Here is an 18720-nt window from a genome sequence, read left to right on the forward strand (position 1 = left end):
TTATAAAAATGCTTTAGTTGATGGTAGAATCATCTTATCCGGATCTCGTTTTAAGGCCATTTTAATCGCTTTTGCAAAGGCTTTAAAAATGGCTTCAATTTTATGATGTTCGTTGTTGCCTTCGGCTTTAATGTTTAGGTTTACCCGTGCTGCATCGGTAAACGATTTAAAAAAATGAAAAAACATCTCCGTTGGCATTTGCCCGATATATTCCCTTTTAAAATCAGCTTCCCATACCAACCAATTCCGACCGCCAAAATCAATAGCAACCTGTGCCAGACAGTCGTCCATTGGAAGCGTAAAACCGTAACGTTCGATTCCTTGTTTGTTTGGCAAAGCCGCTGCGAAAGCCATTCCGAGTGTAATTGCCGTGTCTTCAATAGTGTGGTGTTCGTCTACTTCGAGGTCGCCAATTGCATTAATTTCCAGATCCAATTGTCCGTGACGCGCCAATTGATCTAACATATGGTCGAAAAAAGCAATTCCGGTTGCAATTGAACTTTGTCCCGAACCGTCGATGTTTACTTTTACCGTTATCTCGGTTTCTTCTGTTTTACGGGTTATCGTTGCGCTGCGCTGTGGTAGTTTTAAAAAATCATAAATCGACTTCCAGTCAACGGTTTTTAATACAATCGTGTCGTACAGTTCGCTTTTTTCGAACGAAAGCTCTGCTGTACCCAGATTTTCATCTTCGTTGATAAAAATGGCTTTACAACCCAGATTTTTAGCCAATTCGACATCGGTAAAACGATCTCCAATAACAAAAGAATGCTTTAAATCATATTCCGGATCGTTCAAATAGTTTTGTAACATTCCCGTACGCGGTTTTCGATTTGGACTATTCGCTTCCGGAAAACTTCGGTCGATATAAATCGCATCAAAGACAACGGACTCGTTTTTAAAACTTTTGACAATAAAATCCTGTATCGGATTAAACACCGATTCCGGATACTCCGCAGTTCCCAACCCGTCCTGATTGGTAACCATCACCAGTTCAAAATTAAATTCGGATGCTATTTTTCCTAAATAGCGAAACACTTCCGGGTAAAACTCCAGTTTTTCGAAAGAATCCACTTTGTAATCCTTCGGTTCTTTTACCAGTGTTCCATCGCGATCTATAAAAAGTACCTTTTTCATAATGCTGTTTCCTGAATTTTTAATATAACTTGTGTCAAAATTCTGTTTTCGTCGGGAGTACCAATTGTAATCCGCAAACAATTATCACATAATGGGTAGCTGTTTCGGTTTCGAACCACAATACCGTTTTCCAATAATTGTCGGTACCTTTTGTCGGCATCGTCAACCCGGATTAATAAAAAATTGGCGTCCGACGGATATATTTTCGTTATAAAATTTATTTGAAGTAAAACTTTAATTAATACTTCTTTTTCGTTTTGAATTAAAGCTGTTTCTTTTTCTATATTATTTATTTGCGCCACTTTTTCCTGTTGTAAGGTACCGATGTTATACGGCGGTTTTATTTTGTGTAAAAGCGCTGTAATTTCGGGTGAAGCAAAAGCCATTCCCAGTCGGATGCCTGCCATTCCATAGGCTTTGGAAAGCGTTTGAATGACAATCAGATTGTCAAAAGCGATTCCTTTCCGAATCCAACTTTCCTGCGTTGTAAAATCGATATAGGCTTCATCCAAAACCACAATTCCGTTAAAACGATCTAAAAGTGTCCGTATGCTTTCTTCTGACAATAGATTCCCGGTCGGATTATTCGGAGAACAAAGGAACAGTAGCTTTGTATGTTTGTCAACTTGCTCCAGAATCGGAGTAATATCCGGTTGAAAATCGGTAGTTAACAACACTTCCCGGTTTTCAATTCCGTTCAAATCAGCCAATACCGAATACATTCCATAGGTTGGCGGCAAACTAATTATATTGTCTTTTCCCGGTTCGCAAAAGACTCTGAAAATCAGATCCAGTATTTCGTCGCTTCCATTTCCTAACGTAATCCGATTTTCTGATATATCTTTTATAATCCCGATCTTCTTTTTTACCGTCGATTGTTTTGAATCCGGATAGCGATTCCATCCATTTTCAAACGGACTTTCATTGGCATCGAGAAAAATTATCCCCTTGTCAGCATCATTAAATTCATCTCTGGCCGAGGTATACGGTTTCATTTTTAAAATCGTATTCCGAACCAGTTTATTTAGATCAACTGTTTTCATACTGCAACTCTTTTAATCGGATGGTAATGGCATTTTTATGCGCTTCAAGACCTTCGGCCGCGGCCATAACTTCAATGCTTTGTCCGATAGCCTGAATACCTTCCGGTGATAACTTTTGAAAGCTGATCGTTTTCTGAAAACTATCCAAAGTAATCCCGCTATAATTCCGGGCAAAACCATTGGTTGGTAAGGTATGGTTTGTTCCGGAAGCGTAATCGCCTGCACTTTCAGGAGAATAATTCCCTACAAAAACCGATCCTGCATTTTGAATTCCTTTAATAAAGAAAGCTTCATCAGCGGAACAAATCATAAAGTGCTCCGGCGCATATTCGTTTATAAAATCCAATGCTTCGGTTTCGGTTTCCATATAGATAAACCGTGCGTTCCGGATGGCTTCCGACGCAATTTCTTTTCTGGGTAAATCGGCTAACTGGCGCGGTATTTCCCGGATGACTTTTTGCAGTAAATTTTTACTATTCGAAACCAAAACCACCTGACTGTCTTTTCCGTGTTCCGCCTGACTTAATAAATCGGCCGCAACAAAAGCAGCCTTTGCAGTTTCATCGGCAAAAATAAGTAACTCCGATGGTCCGGCCGGCATATCTATAGCTGTTCCAAATTGCGTTGCGACCTGTTTGGCACAGGTTACAAACTGATTTCCCGGGCCGAAGATTTTATAAACTTTAGGGATGGTTTCCGTGCCCAATGCCATTGCGGCAATTGCCTGAATTCCTCCTGCTTTTATAATCGTCGTAACACCACAAATATGCGCTGCATAGAGAATCGCCGGATTGATTTTACCCGATTGATCCGGTGGTGAACAAAGCACAATTTCATTACAACCGGCCAATTGAGCCGGAATAGCCAACATTAATACTGTTGAAAATAACGGAGCTGTTCCGCCCGGAATATACAAACCTACTTTCTGAATGGGCATTTTTTCGAACCAGCACATGACTCCCGGTACAGTCTCAAGACTAATCGGTATTGTTCTTTGTTTTTCATGAAAACGCTTAATATTACTTTTAGCAAGCTCAATGGCTGCTTTCAAATCGGTCGAAACCAATTCTATTGCCTCCTGAATTTCTGCTTCCGTGACACGCAAGTTTTCTAATACCGCCCCATCAAAAAGATCGGTATATTTATGTACAGCGGCATCCCCTTTTACAGCTACTTCCTTAAAAATCAGTTTTACCGTAGCTTCAATTGAATCATAGTTTTGTACAGGACGCTTTATCAATTCTGACCAGGTGTTTCGCGTTGGACGTTCAATTATTTTCATAATGCAATTTTTTCGATTGGACAAATCAGTATATCCTGAGCACCATTGGCCTTAAGTTTATCAATGACGTCCCAAAATGCTGTTTCACTAATAACCGTCTGGAGACTACTCCATCCTTCGAGACTTAGCGGAACAATCGTAGCACTTTTTAAAACGGGTAATAACTTACTGATTTCTTCTATTTTGTCATTCGGAACATTCATCAGTAAGTATTTGGATTGAGAAGCCCTTAAAACCGACTGTAGCCGAAACAGAAAACGATCCATAATCACTTTGTTTTCCGGTTTTACATTAGGAGAAACGGCCAAAACAGCTTCACTTTCAAGGATTACCGCTACTTCTTTTAAATTATTTCTAGCCAGTGTATCCCCGGAAGAAACAATATCCACAATCGCATCGGCCAGTCCAATATTTGGCGCTATCTCAACGGAACCCGAAATCTGGTGTAATTCGATCGCAGTATTTTGAGATTTAAAGTAACGACTGGTAGTTTCCGGATAAGTTGTTGCAATCCGTAATCCGTTAAGATCATTAATTGAAATAAAAGGAAACGCCTCCGGAACGGCTACAGCAACCCGGCATTTCGAAAAACCTAATGGCATTAGCGTTTCAATGGGGAATCCTTTTTCGAATAATAGGTTTTGTCCAATGATTGCAAGATCGGCGACACCATCCATAAGATATTGCGGAATATCGGAATTTCGCAAAAAAAGGATTTCCAGAGGGAAATTTGCGACTCTTGCTTTTAACTGGCCATTTCCGCTTTCGATGGAAAGACCACATTTTTTTAGTAAGCTAAGACTATCTTCGCTTAGTCTGCCCGATTTTTGAAGGGCAATTTTTAAAGTACTCATAAAAAAACAGGAATAAGTTTGAGCACAACAACGAAGAAGTAAAAAAGAAAAACCCGTTTGATGTACTCAAACGGGTTAAAAAAATATATGTTATATACATATCATTCATTATAACTTCGCTTGAGCGGAGGAATAATGATGATGATGTAATTGATTGCTAAACATTTTCTTTTTTGTATTTTACAAATGTACTGACAAATAAAACAAAAAAACAAGCTTTTGTTTTATTTTTCATTGAATGTTCTTAAAAAACTAGACAATTACCCGAAGTGAATTCTGTAATATGTTGATTTTGAATTTGTTTTCATTAAACTGGTAGTATTCACCATCCAATTGCATCGGTATTGTATCTTGATCGGAGATTTCCACATTCACTTCTTTTATAAGCTGATGACTGGCTTTTTTAAAACGTTCGGTTTTGTTTAATAATACCAATGCTCCAAAATACATTTGCTCCAGAATATTTAATTTCGGGACGACCAATAAGTCCAACCAACCATCCTGAAGACTTGCTTTTGGTGTTAAACTCATATTATATCCCATTTCGTTCGAATTGGAAATAAAAAATAACATCGGATTGGTTTCGAATGTTTTACCATTACATGCAACAATGGCTTTATGCGGCTTATAATTTGCCGCAGCCAATAGTGAAGCCTTTACATAAGACGACAGATTACGTGTTGGCATACCCTCATATTTTTGAATAATTTTGGCATCGATACCAATTCCCATATTACTAAAAAAATAATGCCCGTTTACCATACCGACATCAATAGCTGAAGGCTGTCCGTTTTTTATGGTCTCGATCGCTTTTTTAAAATCTTTAGCAATATTCAGATTGGAAGCAAGACCATTCCCCGATCCCACCGGTAGAATTCCTAGTATAATATCGGTATTAACCAATCCGGAAGCCACTTCATGAATTGTTCCATCACCACCACACGCCACTATGATATCCGGGTTTTTAGCCACCGCATCACGGGTTAGTGTAATCGCATGTTTTTTATATTCCGAATATTCAACAACTAACTTATAGTCTTCTAAAGGGAAGAATTGTTCTAAATCCTGTTTCGCAATCTTGTGTTTTCCTTTTCCTGAAATAGGGTTAACAATAAAGTGGATGTATTTCATTAAAATTACCGATAGTGAATTATTCGTGCAAAAGTATGGAATTTTCAGTGCAACTTTTTTAAAATTCAATATCGTACGGCTTTTTTTATATTTTTGCTAAAAACTATATTATGATTTCCTATCTTAAAAAGCTAACTCCTTTTTACAATTTATTGTTATTTTACATTATAGCAAGTATTATTTTAAGAATAGTCTTGATTTTTCACCCGATAACACAAGCCAGTTTTAGCTTTTTTGAGATCGTAAAAATATTTGGAATCGGATTAATCTCAGATTTCTTTGTTTTTGTAATCATTGGGGCTTTATTATGGCTTTATCTCGTTTTCCTTTCAGATTCAAAGTTTTACAAACCCTGGGGATATATTATTTTTGGATGTTTAGTCGCATTACTGGTTTATGTTAGTTTTGGAAATACTATTTTAAACGAATACGGTGGCGTACTTCCTGAAATCGGAATCAGTTTTGTGGCGCTAAAAACGGTGCTGTTTGGAGCGTTGTTATTTTTGCCAAAATACCGTTCTAAAATCCGATTGGCCTTATACTCCATTACGATATTCATTTTTGTTTTATGTATACTACAAAATACGATCAGCGAATTCTTCTTTTGGAACGAATTTGGTGTCCGTTATAACTTTATAGCGGTTGATTATCTGGTTTATACCAACACTGTAATCGGAAACATTATGGAATCCTATCCGGTAGTTCCGCTTTTTACGGGAATTGGAATTGTTGCCGTACTGGTTACCTGGTTTGTGGTAAAAAGATCCCGAAACTATCTGAACCACCTACCAACCTTTAAAGAAAAAATTGTTATAACGATTGGCTATGTCGTATTATTCGGCCTTTCAATAACCGCAATTCCGGCATTGGCCCGACTGGAAGATTCTCAGAATGTTTTTGCCAACGAACTGGAAGCCAATGGTAGCTATCGTTTCTTTCTGGCGTTTAAAAACAGTGAACTGGATTATTTTAAATTCTATAATAATGTCCCAAAAGAGGAAGCTTTTGCCTTATTGCGCAAACAAATTCCGGAATTAACCGGAAATACGATGGAACGACAAATAACCGGAAAAGGACCTGAGACACATAAAAACGTAGTTCTTATCACTGTAGAAAGCCTTAGTGCCGAATTTATGAAAGCCTATGGCAACGAACAAAACATTACGCCTTTCCTGGATTCATTGGCCGAACAAAGTCTTTTCTTTACCAATTTATATGCCACCGGAAACCGTACCGTTCGCGGATTGGAAGCCGTAACGCTATCCTTACCTCCTACAGCCGGTGAAAGTGTTGTAAAGCGAAAAGACAACAAAAATAAATTCTCTACAGGTCATATCTTCCAGCAAAAAGGATATAATGTAAAATATATGTATGGAGGTGACGCCTATTTTGATAATATGAGGGACTTTTTTGGAGGTAATAATTATGATATCGTCGATAAAACCACTTTTACGTCTCAGGAAATTACTTTCCAAAACATTTGGGGTGTTTGTGATGAAGATATGTATACCAAAGCCATCAAGGTTATGAATGACGAAGCCAAAGAGGGCAAACCGTTTTTCAATCATATTATGACGGTGAGTAACCACCGACCTTTTACGTATCCGGATAATAAAATCGATATCCCATCGGATTCCAAACAACGTGAAGGTGGTGTAAAATATACTGATTATTCCCTTCGGAAGTTTTTTGAAGCAGCACAAAAACAACCGTGGTTTAACAATACTGTTTTTGTGATTGTAGCCGATCATTGTGCTTCGAGTGCCGGGAAAACAGAACTTCCGCTTGATAAATACCATATCCCGGCGATGATTTATGCGCCTGGTTTTATTACACCGGGTCAGAATAACATATTAATGTCTCAAATTGACTTGATGCCAACCTTAATGGGAATTCTTAACTTTAATTACAAAAGTAAATTCTTCGGACAGGATGTGCTTCAAAGCGGATACCATCCACGTGCTTTGATTGCTACCTATCAGGATCTTGGCTTTATAAAAGACAATACGTTAACCATATTGTCACCGGTGCGAAAAGTAAAACAGTTTTCCCTTCAATTACAACCGGTAGCCCAAGGAAGTAAGGCCATACCTTTATTTTTCGAGCAACAACCGCTTAGTACGGAACGTAAGGAATTAACACAGGAAAGTATCGCCTATTACCAAGTAGCCTCCTACTATCTCCAGCAGCAATTGTATAACAACAACTAAATACTAAAAGAGCCACGCTTAGCGTGGCTCTTTCTATTATGATAAATAACGTTCCTGATATACGCGGACATGATGATTTTGGTGTCCGATGATCATAAACCCTAAGGCCCGAACCGACATTCGGTTATTAGAGGCAATCCCCGATTTTAATAAATCTTCTGGAGTATAACTTTTAAATAACGTAATCGTTCCCTGACGTACAATTGTCAATTCCGTTAATAAATCCTTTAAATGACGTTTATTAGCCACCGGATTTACCACATCGGCGAAACTATTTTCGTCAAATCCCGGTAATTCTGTAGCGTCATTACGGGAGAAACGCAAAGCACGGTAGGCAAATATTCGTTCCGTATCGATAATATGCTGGATAATTTCCTTAATGGTCCACTTTCCTTCTGCATAGCGATAATCGAATTTATCCATTGGAATATCCTGAATAAACCGAATGGTACTGTAAAGACTAATTTCCAGTTCATCTATAAGATCGATCGCCGGATCCAGTGCATTTATATAGGTTTGGTAATAGGGTGCGTACTCAGACGGATCTAATTCGGTAGGTTTCATTGGTTCTGTTTTATGGTTGGTGTAAATGTAAAAAGAAAAACCCTCAGGATTAGCTGAGGGTTTCTTAAAATATAGTCAAATATTACATATCTTTAAAGATAGTGTGCATCAGACGTTTTTTGTCGTTAATGCTTTCTTCCAATGAAATCATTGTTTCGGTTCTGTAAACACCATCGATATCATCAATCATAAAGATAACTTCTTTAGCATGTTTGGTATCTTTAGCTCTGATTTTACAGAAAATATTGAATTTACCAGTAGTAACGTGTGCTACGGTAACAAAAGGAATTTCATTAATACGTTCTAATACAAATTTGGTTTGAGAAGTATTGTGAAGGAAAACCCCAACGTAAGCGATAAAAGAATATCCTAATTTCTCGTAATCCAGTGTTAACGAAGACCCTTGAATAATTCCTGCATCTTCCATTTTTTTTACTCGTACGTGAACGGTACCAGCAGAGATCAGCAATTTTTTAGCAATATCGGTAAAAGGTACTCGCGTATTATCAATCAACATGTCTAAAATTTGATGATCTACTTCATCCAAACGAAACTTACTCATAAAGTTATATTTATCAATTTATATTCAAAATGCAAATCTACGACAAATTAACACTAATTCTTCAGTATAATTACTGAATTATCATTTTTTTAGCAAACCATTAACAATTTTCTGTTCATTTGCTACTAAAAAATCAGCTTTGTCATTAATCATCGGTATGGCTCCATTTGAATTCCGAATGCTTTCATTTTTGAAATCGTATTCGGTGTGACCATAATAATCCGATAATGTCCCTGTTTCTGCAATATACGCCTCGAACACAATTTTATCATTTTCGAGGATTTCTTTATATTGGGCTGCGAAATTAGTAATTTTTTGGTTATCGGCAGCATCAATTTTGATATTTTTATAAATAAAATCAAAAAAGACAATCATATTTTGAGGAATCTCGAAATATTCAGCCGTTTTATTGTTAACATGTTCGCTTTTTGAAATAGTTGTCATTGCAACTAAATAAGCTATAAAAATATATTCCCGCGTTACCTCTCTTTCATAATCGTCAGGAAAATGCCCCGCCTCAAAAAGAATAGTTGACGTTCCTAATGACTGAAAGCGATCACCAATACAATTTATATTAAACGAATCGTCAAACCGCCCTATTTGTCCCGGAATATACTCTTGTAACGTGGCATTCATAGCAACAATAATGCCAATGGCCTGTTCCCGTACCGAATTGATTTCTCTTTCTTCATTATAGGCAGGCGCCAAAAAAGAAACCGTAGCGGGCTTTCCGGTATTTCCGGCTCCGAAAATGGTACGCTGATCGTGTAAATTAAAGCAAAAGTCAGGTTTAAAGCTGTCATATAAGGCGCGTAGTAATTGACTTTCCGGCTGACTTAAATGGAAAGCATCGCGGTTTAGATCGACTTCATTTGCGTTAACTCTGGTATAGGCTGTAGCACCATCCGGATTCGCAATAGGAACAATCATAAAGCTAAAATTCTCTTTTAACTGAGTCGCTAAAGGATGTGTACTGTTTAAAAGATTTAAAAAATCAAATAAAGCTTTTGTTGTGGTCGATTCGTTACCATGCATTTGCGACCACATATAAATTTTATGAGCCCCACGACCTACTTCAATAGTATATATAGGTTGTTGTTTAACCGATACAGCCGGAGTACTGATTTTAAAATCAGATCCGAGTTGTTTTAAAAGTGGCTCTATACTACTATTAGTAATGTAGCGTCCTGAAAGTGTCTTTTCTTTAAACTGTTGAAATACGGTTTTAAATTCCACGGTGATTTATTTTATTTACAAAAGTAAACATCTATCAAATTACAACTGTAAACAAAAAAATAAAGTTTCTAATTTAACTCTGTAAACACGTCATTTACAACAACAGTTTACAATAGTATCTAATATTTAGTGCTGTTAAATAATATGTTTTAATATTTAAATATCAACTACTTATATTACTTTACTTAAAGTGTTTTTATAATAAGATAAGTATTGTTTACAATTGTAAAAGTACATTCTTTATGAATAATTGTTACATTTGTAATCAATCTATTTTAAAATTGTTTTACAATGGTAAACACGGATGACTTTATTAAACGACTGGAAATACTACTCGAGTATTATGGTCTTTCGGCTTCGGCTTTTGCAGATTCAATTGGCGTACAACGCTCCAGTTTGTCTCACCTGCTCTCCGGTAGAAACAAACCAAGTTTGGATTTTATACTTAAAATAATCGCGTATTATCCTGAAGTGGATTTGTACTGGATTTTAAACGGTAAAGGTGAATTCCCAAAACAAGAGTCAGATAATATAACTGTACCTACTACTGCTCCATCCGATTTATTTACTAAAATTGAAGAGTCTGTTAAAACTATTTCGGAACCAAAGCCTTATCTATCCCTAAAAGATACCGACGAAATAGAACGTATTGTGATTTTTTTTAAAAACGGGACTTTTAAGGAATATATACAAAAATAAAATCTCCGCTATCTATAAATAGACAACGGAGATATATAACCAACCACAAACTTTAAAATAAAAACAAACTTTCCTGCCCTAAACTGTATTGTCCCTAAACATTATATTCATAGCAATTTTTCCCTGACGTTTCCTCCCAAAAACCGGAAATACAGTTTATCCACTGCAGTTTTCGTACTCCGGGCAGAAAAGATGTAAATTAGTTTTTGCCTGGTAAAAGCCTGAATTAATACCGAAACAAACCCTAATTTCAGGGTATATACGAAGAGGTTGTATTTATGGTTTTAATAAAGTTGATTTTTTTACGATTTTTTTTTCGGCACAAAGCTATACTCCGGAATTTTCCCGGTTACGCCAACATAATTTTGTTCTAGTATTTCAAAATCACTGTCCCGATTTCCTGTCGGATAAAAAGGAGCTCCGATTTTTACTTCTTTTTTGCCATAATCAAAAGCAATCGGAATTATAGGTACACCTGCTTTTATAGCGATATAATAAAAGCCTGTTTTCCATTCGGTTACTCTTTTTCGGGTTCCTTCCGGCGCTATAGCAAGTCGGAAAACGGATTTGTTTTCAAAAACTTTTGCTATTGCATCGACTTTATTTTCGTTTTTCTGACGGTTTAATGGTGCGCCACCCATCCATCGGAAATAGAATCCAAATGGAAACGCGAATAATTCTTTTTTGGCGACAAAATTCATTTCCTGATTCATGATTCCACGTGTAAAAACACCGAGGTAAAAGTCGTGCCAACTCGTATGTGGCACTACTATCATCACACATTTTTTGATTTCAGGAGCAATGGTTCCGTTAATCGACCAGCCCATACACTTAAAGAAGATAAAACGATAAAGATTTTGTTTCATTTTAGAAAGTTTGCTGTAAAAATAGCATTATATTTACGAATAGAAAATGTTGCCAAATGATATCGAAGAAACTGCTGAGTTACTTTATACCTATTAAAATTCACCAAAAAAAATCAGCAATCAATAAAAACCTGGAAGTTACCTGGACCAATGGTCAACTGGTAATGGATTCTAAAAATACCAATTACTCCTACGGTAGCTTACAGCGAATCCTCCGAAAAGGACTGCATTATATCGGTTTCGAAAGAATACGTAATTTTAAAAGCATCCTTGTTTTAGGTGTGGCTGGCGGTAGTGTGGTTAAAACACTAACGGATGAAATTGGTTTTAAAGGTAAAATTACCGGTGTGGAACTCGATCCGGAAGCGATAGCACTGGCGAAACAATATTTTCAAATCGACAGTATTCCGAACTTTACGATCGTACAGGATGATGCTTTTGAGTTTGTTTTAAAAACCCGTGAAAAATACGATCTTATTATTATCGATGTGTTTCAGGATACCGTAATGCCTAATTTTTTATTTGAAGAATTTTTTATAAACAGGGTTAACTTTTTGCTTACTATAAATGGCTTTATCTTATTTAATACCATGGTTTTAAATAGTGATCATAAACAACGAAATAGTGATTATCGTTCGCGGTTTGATCCGAATTATTCGGTACGCATGTATCCAAAAGTAGAAGATCACAACGAGCTGTTTACCATTAAAAAACTGGCCTGATTATGCTAACAAATACCATCACACTTGAAATTAAAAAAGCCTCAAAAGAAAGTACACCCATACTAACTACGGAAATTTCAATTGCTGATCAAAGTTGGCCATTGCATACCAATTATTTTGCGATTCTATGGATTCACAGTGGAAAAGGAATGGTAGAAACCGACCTGATGAAAGTCCCTTATGCCGAAAATGAAATCTATTGTTTTAATACCTATCAGGCATTTGCGCTACATTCAAAAGGGATGACTAATGCTACACTCCTATTATTTCATGCCAATTTCTTTTGTATTGAAACCTATCATCATCAGGTAGGCTGTAATGGCGTATTGTTTAACAATAGTTATGCAACATCTAAAATTGCTATTCCCGCCAAAGATCGTAATGAGTTGCTAACGTTATTCCAAAACATCAAAAGCGAAATTAAAGAAGCGGAACTGGCTTCAAATGAACTTGTTTTTTCCTACCTTAAGATATTCCTGATCAAATTGACACGTTTAAAAAGCGAAACGGAAACGCTTGTTTCTCCCGATATTCCAACGCTCCCCGATTATCTACTGCAATTGACTGATCTGATTAACAAACATTTTCAGTCGCAACACCAACCGGCTTTTTATGCCGAAAAATTAAATACTACGGTTAAAACCCTTAGCACGGCAACCAAACAATATTATCAAAAAACCGTTTCGGCACTGGTAATCGAAAAACTGATCCTAAAAGCCAAATGGGAATTATTACACACCAATACGCAAATTAAAACCATCGCTTCCGATCTGGGATTTAAAGACGAATACTATTTTAGTCGGTTTTTTAAAAAACATATCGGACTCTCACCCAAACACTTCCGGGAAGAAGAATGGAAAATCCGAAAAGGATTTTTGTCCATTCCTTAGCCCTTTTTGTTCATTTTCTGTTTAAACAATAAGCCGGATCTTTGTCTTATAATCTAAAAATCATCATTATGGACAAATTATTTGAATATGCGGCCCGTTTACAGCAAACCGGAATCCAGTTAACGCGAATTGGTTTAATTGTGGTTTTAATCTGGATTGGCGGATTAAAAGCCTTTCGTTATGAAGCCAATGGAATCGTTCCGTTTGTTGCGAATAGTCCGTTTATGAATTTCTTCTATCATTATGATACTCCGGATTATAAAACTCATATGAATAAGGAGGGCGAATACAAGCCGGACAATATAGCCTGGCATAAGGAAAATAATACCTATGCCTTTTCGTATGGTTTAGGCGCTTTGATTGTTGGAATCGGAATACTGATCGCATTGTACCCTATAGCACCCGGCATATCGGCTGTAGGGAGTTTTCTGGCTTTTGGAATGTCATTTGTAACTTTATCCTTTCTGATTACCACACCGGAAGCCTGGGTTCCTGATTTGGGAGATGCAGAACACGGATTTCCGTATCTGAGCGGTGCCGGACGATTGGTGATCAAAGATGCGATTATGATGGGTGCGGCATTGGTAACCATGAGTCAGGCGGCTCATCGCTATCTGGAATTAAAAAAGAAGTAAATCGTTAATTGCTGTTCGATTTTCGGAGTCAATCGAGACGCGCTGTAAAAGACTACAAAAAATCATAAAATAAAGTACACTTTGGTAAGCTTTTTGATAGGATTTGTTTTAAATAACAATAAAAACAAAAAATTATGATGAAAAAACCTTTAACATCGTTGGTATTCGTCGCTCTATTGTCGCTCACCGCTTGTAAAAAAACAGCAAATACGGCAAAAGAAACGTCTGCTGCCGACAGTACACAAGTAACCAGAACAGTTTCGGGTATGTATGAAGGTGTTTTACCATGCGCTGATTGTCCCGGAATTGAAACAACAGTGGCCTTTAATGACGATGCCACCGTTTCGAAAACCATTCTGTATCAGGATCGGGATAAAACCAGCGAAACCGAAAAGGGAAACTGGAAATTAAACGGACCTTATGTGGAAGTTACTTTCGCGGACAATCAAAAAGAATTTTACCTGATTAAAACCGATAGTACCATTGCAGTACTCGATCAGGACAAAAAAGAAGTACAAACAGATCTGGCATCGCATTATATTTTGTCGAAAGAAAAACCGTTGGAACCGAAAACGCTTAACGGAAACTATATTCAGGGTGAAGTTGGAAAAGGTTATTATCAGACATTATCCTTAACGAATACAGCCGATAACGAATTTGATGTGGCAGTAACTTTTAAAGCAGCAACTAAAAAAGGCTGTGAATTTAAAGGAAAAGGTGTTTTGGTTAACAACCGTATTGAGGTTAATTTAAAAGATAATAATCCCGATTTAAAAGCGATTATGACCATTTCGTTTGACGGTAAAACAGCAACAGTGTCTACTTCTAAATTTAACGAACGTTACGACCTGATGTATTTCTGCGGTGGCGGCGGTACTTTAGGTGGTGATTACAACCGGGAATAAAGAAAAAAAGAACAATACGCTAACAAAAAAGGAGAATTAATTCTCCTTTTTTTATTTTATGATCATTTTACGTGCTTTTTCCAAATCTTCCGGAGTATCAATTCCAATTCCAACATGGGACGTTTCGACCATTCGGATGCGTTTTCCATATTCAAGATAGCGCAATTGTTCCAGTTTTTCAGAGGCCTCTAATGAAAGCATCGGCAAACGGTAGAAATCCAGTAAGGCTTCCTTGCGGAATGCATAAATCCCGATATGTTGCCTGTATCGTACGCCTACATTTGTTTCGCGCGGATATGGTATTACGGAACGGGAAAAATACAAGGCAAAACCTTTTTGATCGACGATGACTTTTACATTATTCGGATTTTCAATTTCTTTTATATCAGTAATTTCCCGCATCACTGAAGCCAGATCAACCGCTTTTTCGGTATCGTTTCTAAAAACATCCAAAACTTTTTCCAGCGGTTCTTTGTTGATAAACGGTTCGTCACCCTGTACATTGACTACAATGTCAACGTCCATGTTTTCAACAGCTTCGGCAATCCGGTCGCTACCACTTTCGTGTTCTTTGATGCTCATAATCGCCTTACCGCCATTTGAAACAATTTCCTGAAAAATCAGATCGGAATCGGTAACCACAAAAACGTCATCAAATAAATTTGTTTGCAGCGCACTTTCGTAGGTTCTTAAAATCACCGTTTTACCGCCTAAATCCTGCATTAATTTAGCAGGAAAACGCGTTGAAGCATATCGCGCCGGAATTACAGCTATTATTTTCATAGTATGTTTTCTGTTTAAAATCTAAAAATACAAATCAATCTTCAAAATACTCGTCCTTAAAGCCAATAAGGTATAATTTGTCTTTGGCTCGTGTCATGGCCGTATACAACCAGCGAATATAATCTCTATTTATACCTTCGGGCAAATAGGGTTGTTCAATAAAAACCGTATTCCACTGGCCACCTTGCGATTTATGACAGGTAATGGCATAGGAAAACTTAACCTGAAGTGCATTAAAATACGGATTGGCCTTTACTTTCTGCAATTTGCGATACTGTGTACGCTCGTCTTCATAATCCAGTAAGACTTCCTGATATAATAAATTGGACTGTTCGTACGTTAACGATGGCGATTCGCTTGTGATCGTATCGAGAATTAATACGGTTTCGAACGGAATCTGATTTGGATAATCGACCATTCGGATTTTTACTTTGGCAAATTTGAATCCGTATAGTTCCTGAATTTTAAAAATTTCGAGAATCTCAATAATATCACCATTTGCGATAAAACCGGCTTCATCGGAATCCTTAAGCCAGAAATAATTGTTTTTCACCACCATCATAAAATCGCCTGCCGACAATTCGCTTTCTTTGTCCAAAATACGCGAACGAATCTGCTGGTTGTACTGATTGGCTCTTTTATTGGAGCGTACGATAAATGCGGTATCTTCGATGCTATAATTACTGTAAGCCTGGTGAATCGCATCTTGTATATCATAGCCATCCGTTAATCGGATAATATCTTTAAAACCGCGTAATCGGAATTGAAACGAATCGATAAACTGCGATTTTAGAATTTCCCGTAATTCGGTGGCATTAAATAAAATTCCCGATTTTTCCTCCTGTCGCATTACTTCATCCAGCTCGATATGCTGTATTTCCATGCTATAATTCATTGCCAGTCCGTCGATATTTAAAGCCGGACTAACGTCCATATTCACCGGTGGCAACTGCGCCGTATCCCCTACCAGGATCATTTTGCATTTATAACCCGAATAAATATAAAGAATCAAATCATCCAATAACGAACCATTTTCATACATACCCGAATCGCTATTCGCATCGGAAATCATCGAAGCCTCGTCGACGATAAACACCGTATTTTTAAACTTATTCGGTTGCATCGTAAAATGGACGCCTCCACCACTTCCTTTTTTGGGGAAATAAATACGTTTATGAATGGTAAACGCCGGTTTTTGAGAATAATTGGAAATCACTTTTGCTGCTCGTCCCGTAGGCGCCAGCAATACATATTTTTTACTAACGTCTTTCAGTTGGTTGACAATAGTAGAAATCACCGTTGTTTTTCCTGTTCCGGCATAACCTTTAAGTAGAAAAATTTCATCTTCATTTTCGTTTGTAATAAAATCGGCTATTTTCTGAAAAAAGATATCCTGTTTTTGCGTTGGCAAATAGGGAAAGTTTTGTTTTAAAGCATTATAAAATTTACCGGAATTCATGAAAACCAAAATAACATATTGAAGTTGTGAAACCCGCGTGGCTACTACAACGGAAAAGAAGTCCAAAGATACATACCTTTTTTATCCCAAATCGGTTTCCGTTGCAAAAAAAATGTAAATTTGCTATCAATTACGATTCCATATAATGTCATCAACAGCCACGATAGCTTTGAAAAACTATAAAAAATTGTCCCTTCAGGTCGCTCCAAACGGGTTTTCATTTTGTGTTACCGACACACTGAATGACCGTATTCTGGAATTACAGTCCGTTGCGTTTAATTATACCCAATCGCTGGAAGATCAATTATGGAGAACATTTGTAGACTATCCTGCGTTAACGCGGCATTATGACGACATCGTGGTTTTGCACGACAATAATTTTAGCACTTTCGTACCCAAGGCGCTTTTTGACGAAAATTTCCTGGGAAGCTATCTGCAATACAACACCAAAGTATTTGAATCCGATTTTTTTGCTTTTGATGAAATCGAGGTTCACGAAATGAACAATGTGTATGTTCCGTTTGTAAATGCGAACAATTTCCTGATTGATCAGTTTGGAAGTTTTGAGTATAAAAACAGTAACACTCCTTTGGTTTCGGCTTTGCTGGATTTATCGCGGAATAAAGAAGAAAAGCAGATTTTTGTTCATATTCAAAATACTCATTTTGAAATAATTATAACGCATAATTTAAAGTTATTGTTGTTTAATTCTTTTGAGTATAAAACACCCGAAGATTTTGTATATTATCTGTTGTTTACCCTCGAACAATTACAGCTCAATCCGGAAACGGTAGCCGTAAATCTGTTGGGTAAAATAACTACGGATCATCCCTGCTATGAAATTGCCTATCGCTATGTGCGCAACATAGCGTTGTTAAATACACAAGCCTTACAAGAACGCTATTCCCTCGAAGAAAATAGTATTTTAGAAAATTTTATCCTCCTTCATTCATGAGAATAATTTCCGGAAAATATAAAGGAAGACGTATCAATCCTCCGAAAAATTTACCTGTCCGACCGACAACCGATATGTCGAAAGAATCCCTGTTTAATATATTGAACAATTATTTTAATTTTTCAGAATTACGGGTTCTGGATTTGTTTGCCGGTACCGGAAACATCAGTTATGAATTTGCGTCCCGCGGTTCCGGACCGATAACCAGTGTTGATGGTGATTACGGCTGTGTTACGTTTATCAAAAAAACGGCCAAGGAATTTGACTTTGATATTACAGCGATCAAAAGCGACGTATTTAAATTCCTGGAAAAAAGCAAAGCAACTTTTGATATTATTTTTGCCGATCCGCCATACGGAATGGAGCAAAAGGACTTTGAACGCATTGTTAGCCTGGTATTTGAAAACGAATTACTGGAAGAAGATGGCATGATGATCATTGAACATTCCAAGCATACTCCTATTAGTCATATGGCTAACTTTTCTTTTTTGAAAAATTATGGTGGTTCGGTGTTTTCCTTTTTTGAATTGGAAAACAATGCGGAAGAAGATGTAACCGACGAAGAAGACGAATTTGACAGTTAAAATAAAAAAAGCAGACCTGTAAGCCGGATTCTGTATTCCGATAAATCGGAACCCTTATCATTTATCTAGCCCCGACATTACTGTCGGGATCCATCTGCCTACCCCTCAACAACGGACGAGCAGCCCTTAAATGTTGATATACATGGCATTTCACCGCATAGAGTTTACCTGGTTTCACTACAGCATTACCTGTACATACTTTC

General features: G+C 37.1%; 19 protein-coding genes. 8 read left to right on the plus strand and 11 right to left on the minus strand.

Annotated features, from left to right (window positions below; genetic code table 11):
• The 5 genes from hisB to Q1R07_RS13475 form a co-directional block, all read right to left on the minus strand.
• Nucleotides 1-1137: a bifunctional histidinol-phosphatase/imidazoleglycerol-phosphate dehydratase HisB gene (hisB, locus tag Q1R07_RS13455; protein ID WP_300491237.1), complete on the minus strand. Its 1137-nt coding sequence runs from the start codon at nt 1135-1137 to the stop codon at nt 1-3.
• Entirely contained in the window at nt 1134-2180 is a 1047-nt protein-coding gene (gene hisC / locus Q1R07_RS13460) for a histidinol-phosphate transaminase (protein ID WP_300491239.1), read from the minus strand. Before hisC ends, hisB begins: the two co-directional genes overlap by 4 nt.
• Nucleotides 2167-3462 (minus strand): histidinol dehydrogenase, encoded by a 1296-nt coding sequence (gene hisD, locus Q1R07_RS13465; protein ID WP_300491241.1) that lies wholly within the window; start codon nt 3460-3462, stop codon nt 2167-2169. Before hisD ends, hisC begins: the two co-directional genes overlap by 14 nt.
• Nucleotides 3459-4316 (minus strand): ATP phosphoribosyltransferase, encoded by an 858-nt coding sequence (gene hisG, locus Q1R07_RS13470; RefSeq protein WP_300491243.1) that lies wholly within the window; start codon nt 4314-4316, stop codon nt 3459-3461. Before hisG ends, hisD begins: the two co-directional genes overlap by 4 nt.
• Before the next feature lie 252 nt (nt 4317-4568).
• Nucleotides 4569-5447, minus strand: a complete 879-nt coding sequence (locus Q1R07_RS13475; protein ID WP_300491245.1) for a diacylglycerol kinase family protein — start codon at nt 5445-5447, stop codon at nt 4569-4571.
• A gap of 110 nt (nt 5448-5557) precedes the next feature.
• Between Q1R07_RS13475 and Q1R07_RS13480 the strand changes: the two genes are divergently transcribed.
• A complete protein-coding gene (locus Q1R07_RS13480; protein WP_300491247.1) occupies nt 5558-7657 on the plus strand; it encodes an LTA synthase family protein in 2100 nt (699 codons plus the stop codon).
• A gap of 36 nt (nt 7658-7693) precedes the next feature.
• Here the strand turns inward: Q1R07_RS13480 and Q1R07_RS13485 are convergent, their stop codons facing one another.
• From Q1R07_RS13485 to Q1R07_RS13495, 3 genes are all read right to left on the minus strand, one after another.
• Nucleotides 7694-8221, minus strand: coding sequence for a DinB family protein (locus Q1R07_RS13485; RefSeq protein ID WP_300491249.1), 528 nt, complete (start codon nt 8219-8221; stop codon nt 7694-7696).
• A gap of 82 nt (nt 8222-8303) precedes the next feature.
• The gene (locus Q1R07_RS13490) at nt 8304-8783 is read right to left on the minus strand and encodes a winged helix-turn-helix transcriptional regulator (protein ID WP_136401578.1); all 480 of its coding nucleotides are present in this window, start codon (nt 8781-8783) and stop codon (nt 8304-8306) included.
• An 81-nt stretch (nt 8784-8864) separates the two neighbouring features.
• Entirely contained in the window at nt 8865-10019 is a 1155-nt protein-coding gene (locus Q1R07_RS13495; protein WP_300491253.1) for a M14 metallopeptidase family protein, read from the minus strand.
• Nucleotides 10020-10310: 291 nt separating this feature from the next.
• Here Q1R07_RS13495 and Q1R07_RS13500 point away from each other — a divergent pair, with 291 nt between their 5' ends.
• The gene (locus Q1R07_RS13500) at nt 10311-10718 is read left to right on the plus strand and encodes a helix-turn-helix transcriptional regulator (protein ID WP_300491255.1); all 408 of its coding nucleotides are present in this window, start codon (nt 10311-10313) and stop codon (nt 10716-10718) included.
• Between the two features lie 302 nt (nt 10719-11020).
• On the opposite strand, the gene Q1R07_RS13505 is transcribed toward Q1R07_RS13500, so the two are convergent.
• A complete protein-coding gene (locus Q1R07_RS13505; RefSeq protein ID WP_300491257.1) occupies nt 11021-11584 on the minus strand; it encodes a 1-acyl-sn-glycerol-3-phosphate acyltransferase in 564 nt (187 codons plus the stop codon).
• Between the two features lie 56 nt (nt 11585-11640).
• Between Q1R07_RS13505 and Q1R07_RS13510 the strand changes: the two genes are divergently transcribed.
• From Q1R07_RS13510 to Q1R07_RS13525, 4 genes are all read left to right on the plus strand, one after another.
• Complete coding sequence (locus tag Q1R07_RS13510; protein WP_366526341.1) at nt 11641-12306, plus strand: fused MFS/spermidine synthase; 666 nt, start codon at nt 11641-11643, stop codon at nt 12304-12306.
• A 2-nt stretch (nt 12307-12308) separates the two neighbouring features.
• The gene (locus Q1R07_RS13515) at nt 12309-13196 is read left to right on the plus strand and encodes an AraC family transcriptional regulator (RefSeq protein WP_300491259.1); all 888 of its coding nucleotides are present in this window, start codon (nt 12309-12311) and stop codon (nt 13194-13196) included.
• Nucleotides 13197-13264: 68 nt separating this feature from the next.
• Nucleotides 13265-13831 carry a DUF417 family protein gene (locus Q1R07_RS13520; protein WP_300491261.1) on the plus strand — a complete coding sequence of 189 codons (567 nt, stop codon included), beginning with the start codon at nt 13265-13267 and terminating at the stop codon, nt 13829-13831.
• A gap of 134 nt (nt 13832-13965) precedes the next feature.
• Entirely contained in the window at nt 13966-14736 is a 771-nt protein-coding gene (locus Q1R07_RS13525) for a copper resistance protein NlpE (protein WP_300491262.1), read from the plus strand.
• 51 nt (nt 14737-14787) lie between these two features.
• Here Q1R07_RS13525 and kdsB read toward each other — a convergent pair whose 3' ends face one another.
• Both kdsB and Q1R07_RS13535 read right to left on the minus strand, forming a co-directional pair.
• The gene (gene kdsB, locus Q1R07_RS13530) at nt 14788-15519 is read right to left on the minus strand and encodes a 3-deoxy-manno-octulosonate cytidylyltransferase (RefSeq protein WP_300491264.1); all 732 of its coding nucleotides are present in this window, start codon (nt 15517-15519) and stop codon (nt 14788-14790) included.
• Nucleotides 15520-15553: 34 nt separating this feature from the next.
• Nucleotides 15554-16978, minus strand: coding sequence for an AAA family ATPase (locus Q1R07_RS13535; protein WP_300491273.1), 1425 nt, complete (start codon nt 16976-16978; stop codon nt 15554-15556).
• Between the two features lie 145 nt (nt 16979-17123).
• Here Q1R07_RS13535 and Q1R07_RS13540 point away from each other — a divergent pair, with 145 nt between their 5' ends.
• The gene (locus Q1R07_RS13540; protein WP_300491266.1) at nt 17124-17933 is read left to right on the plus strand and encodes a DUF3822 family protein; all 810 of its coding nucleotides are present in this window, start codon (nt 17124-17126) and stop codon (nt 17931-17933) included.
• The gene (gene rsmD / locus Q1R07_RS13545; protein ID WP_300491268.1) at nt 17930-18517 is read left to right on the plus strand and encodes a 16S rRNA (guanine(966)-N(2))-methyltransferase RsmD; all 588 of its coding nucleotides are present in this window, start codon (nt 17930-17932) and stop codon (nt 18515-18517) included. Before Q1R07_RS13540 ends, rsmD begins: the two co-directional genes overlap by 4 nt.
• Nucleotides 18518-18720: the final 203 nt, after the last annotated feature.

Origin of the sequence: Flavobacterium sp., from assembly GCF_030146175.1 — a bacterium.
In the GTDB taxonomy this organism is placed as follows: Bacteria; Bacteroidota; Bacteroidia; order Flavobacteriales; family Flavobacteriaceae; genus Flavobacterium.

Bases quoted from the DNA above. Each gene is read 5' to 3' on its own strand.
- hisB (WP_300491237.1), bottom strand. From the start codon at position 1,137: ATGAAAAAGGTACTTTTTATAGATCGCGATGGAACACTGGTAAAAGAA.
- hisC (WP_300491239.1), bottom strand. From the start codon at position 2,180: ATGAAAACAGTTGATCTAAATAAACTGGTTCGGAATACGATTTTAAAA.
- hisD (WP_300491241.1), bottom strand. From the start codon at position 3,462: ATGAAAATAATTGAACGTCCAACGCGAAACACCTGGTCAGAATTGATA.
- hisG (WP_300491243.1), bottom strand. From the start codon at position 4,316: ATGAGTACTTTAAAAATTGCCCTTCAAAAATCGGGCAGACTAAGCGAA.
- Q1R07_RS13475 (WP_300491245.1), bottom strand. From the start codon at position 5,447: ATGAAATACATCCACTTTATTGTTAACCCTATTTCAGGAAAAGGAAAA.
- Q1R07_RS13480 (WP_300491247.1), top strand. From the start codon at position 5,558: ATGATTTCCTATCTTAAAAAGCTAACTCCTTTTTACAATTTATTGTTA.
- Q1R07_RS13485 (WP_300491249.1), bottom strand. From the start codon at position 8,221: ATGAAACCTACCGAATTAGATCCGTCTGAGTACGCACCCTATTACCAA.
- Q1R07_RS13490 (WP_136401578.1), bottom strand. From the start codon at position 8,783: ATGAGTAAGTTTCGTTTGGATGAAGTAGATCATCAAATTTTAGACATG.
- Q1R07_RS13500 (WP_300491255.1), top strand. From the start codon at position 10,311: ATGGTAAACACGGATGACTTTATTAAACGACTGGAAATACTACTCGAG.
- Q1R07_RS13505 (WP_300491257.1), bottom strand. From the start codon at position 11,584: ATGAAACAAAATCTTTATCGTTTTATCTTCTTTAAGTGTATGGGCTGG.
- Q1R07_RS13510 (WP_366526341.1), top strand. From the start codon at position 11,641: ATGATATCGAAGAAACTGCTGAGTTACTTTATACCTATTAAAATTCAC.
- Q1R07_RS13515 (WP_300491259.1), top strand. From the start codon at position 12,309: ATGCTAACAAATACCATCACACTTGAAATTAAAAAAGCCTCAAAAGAA.
- Q1R07_RS13520 (WP_300491261.1), top strand. From the start codon at position 13,265: ATGGACAAATTATTTGAATATGCGGCCCGTTTACAGCAAACCGGAATC.
- Q1R07_RS13525 (WP_300491262.1), top strand. From the start codon at position 13,966: ATGATGAAAAAACCTTTAACATCGTTGGTATTCGTCGCTCTATTGTCG.
- kdsB (WP_300491264.1), bottom strand. From the start codon at position 15,519: ATGAAAATAATAGCTGTAATTCCGGCGCGATATGCTTCAACGCGTTTT.
- Q1R07_RS13535 (WP_300491273.1), bottom strand. From the start codon at position 16,978: ATGAATTCCGGTAAATTTTATAATGCTTTAAAACAAAACTTTCCCTAT.
- Q1R07_RS13540 (WP_300491266.1), top strand. From the start codon at position 17,124: ATGTCATCAACAGCCACGATAGCTTTGAAAAACTATAAAAAATTGTCC.
- rsmD (WP_300491268.1), top strand. From the start codon at position 17,930: ATGAGAATAATTTCCGGAAAATATAAAGGAAGACGTATCAATCCTCCG.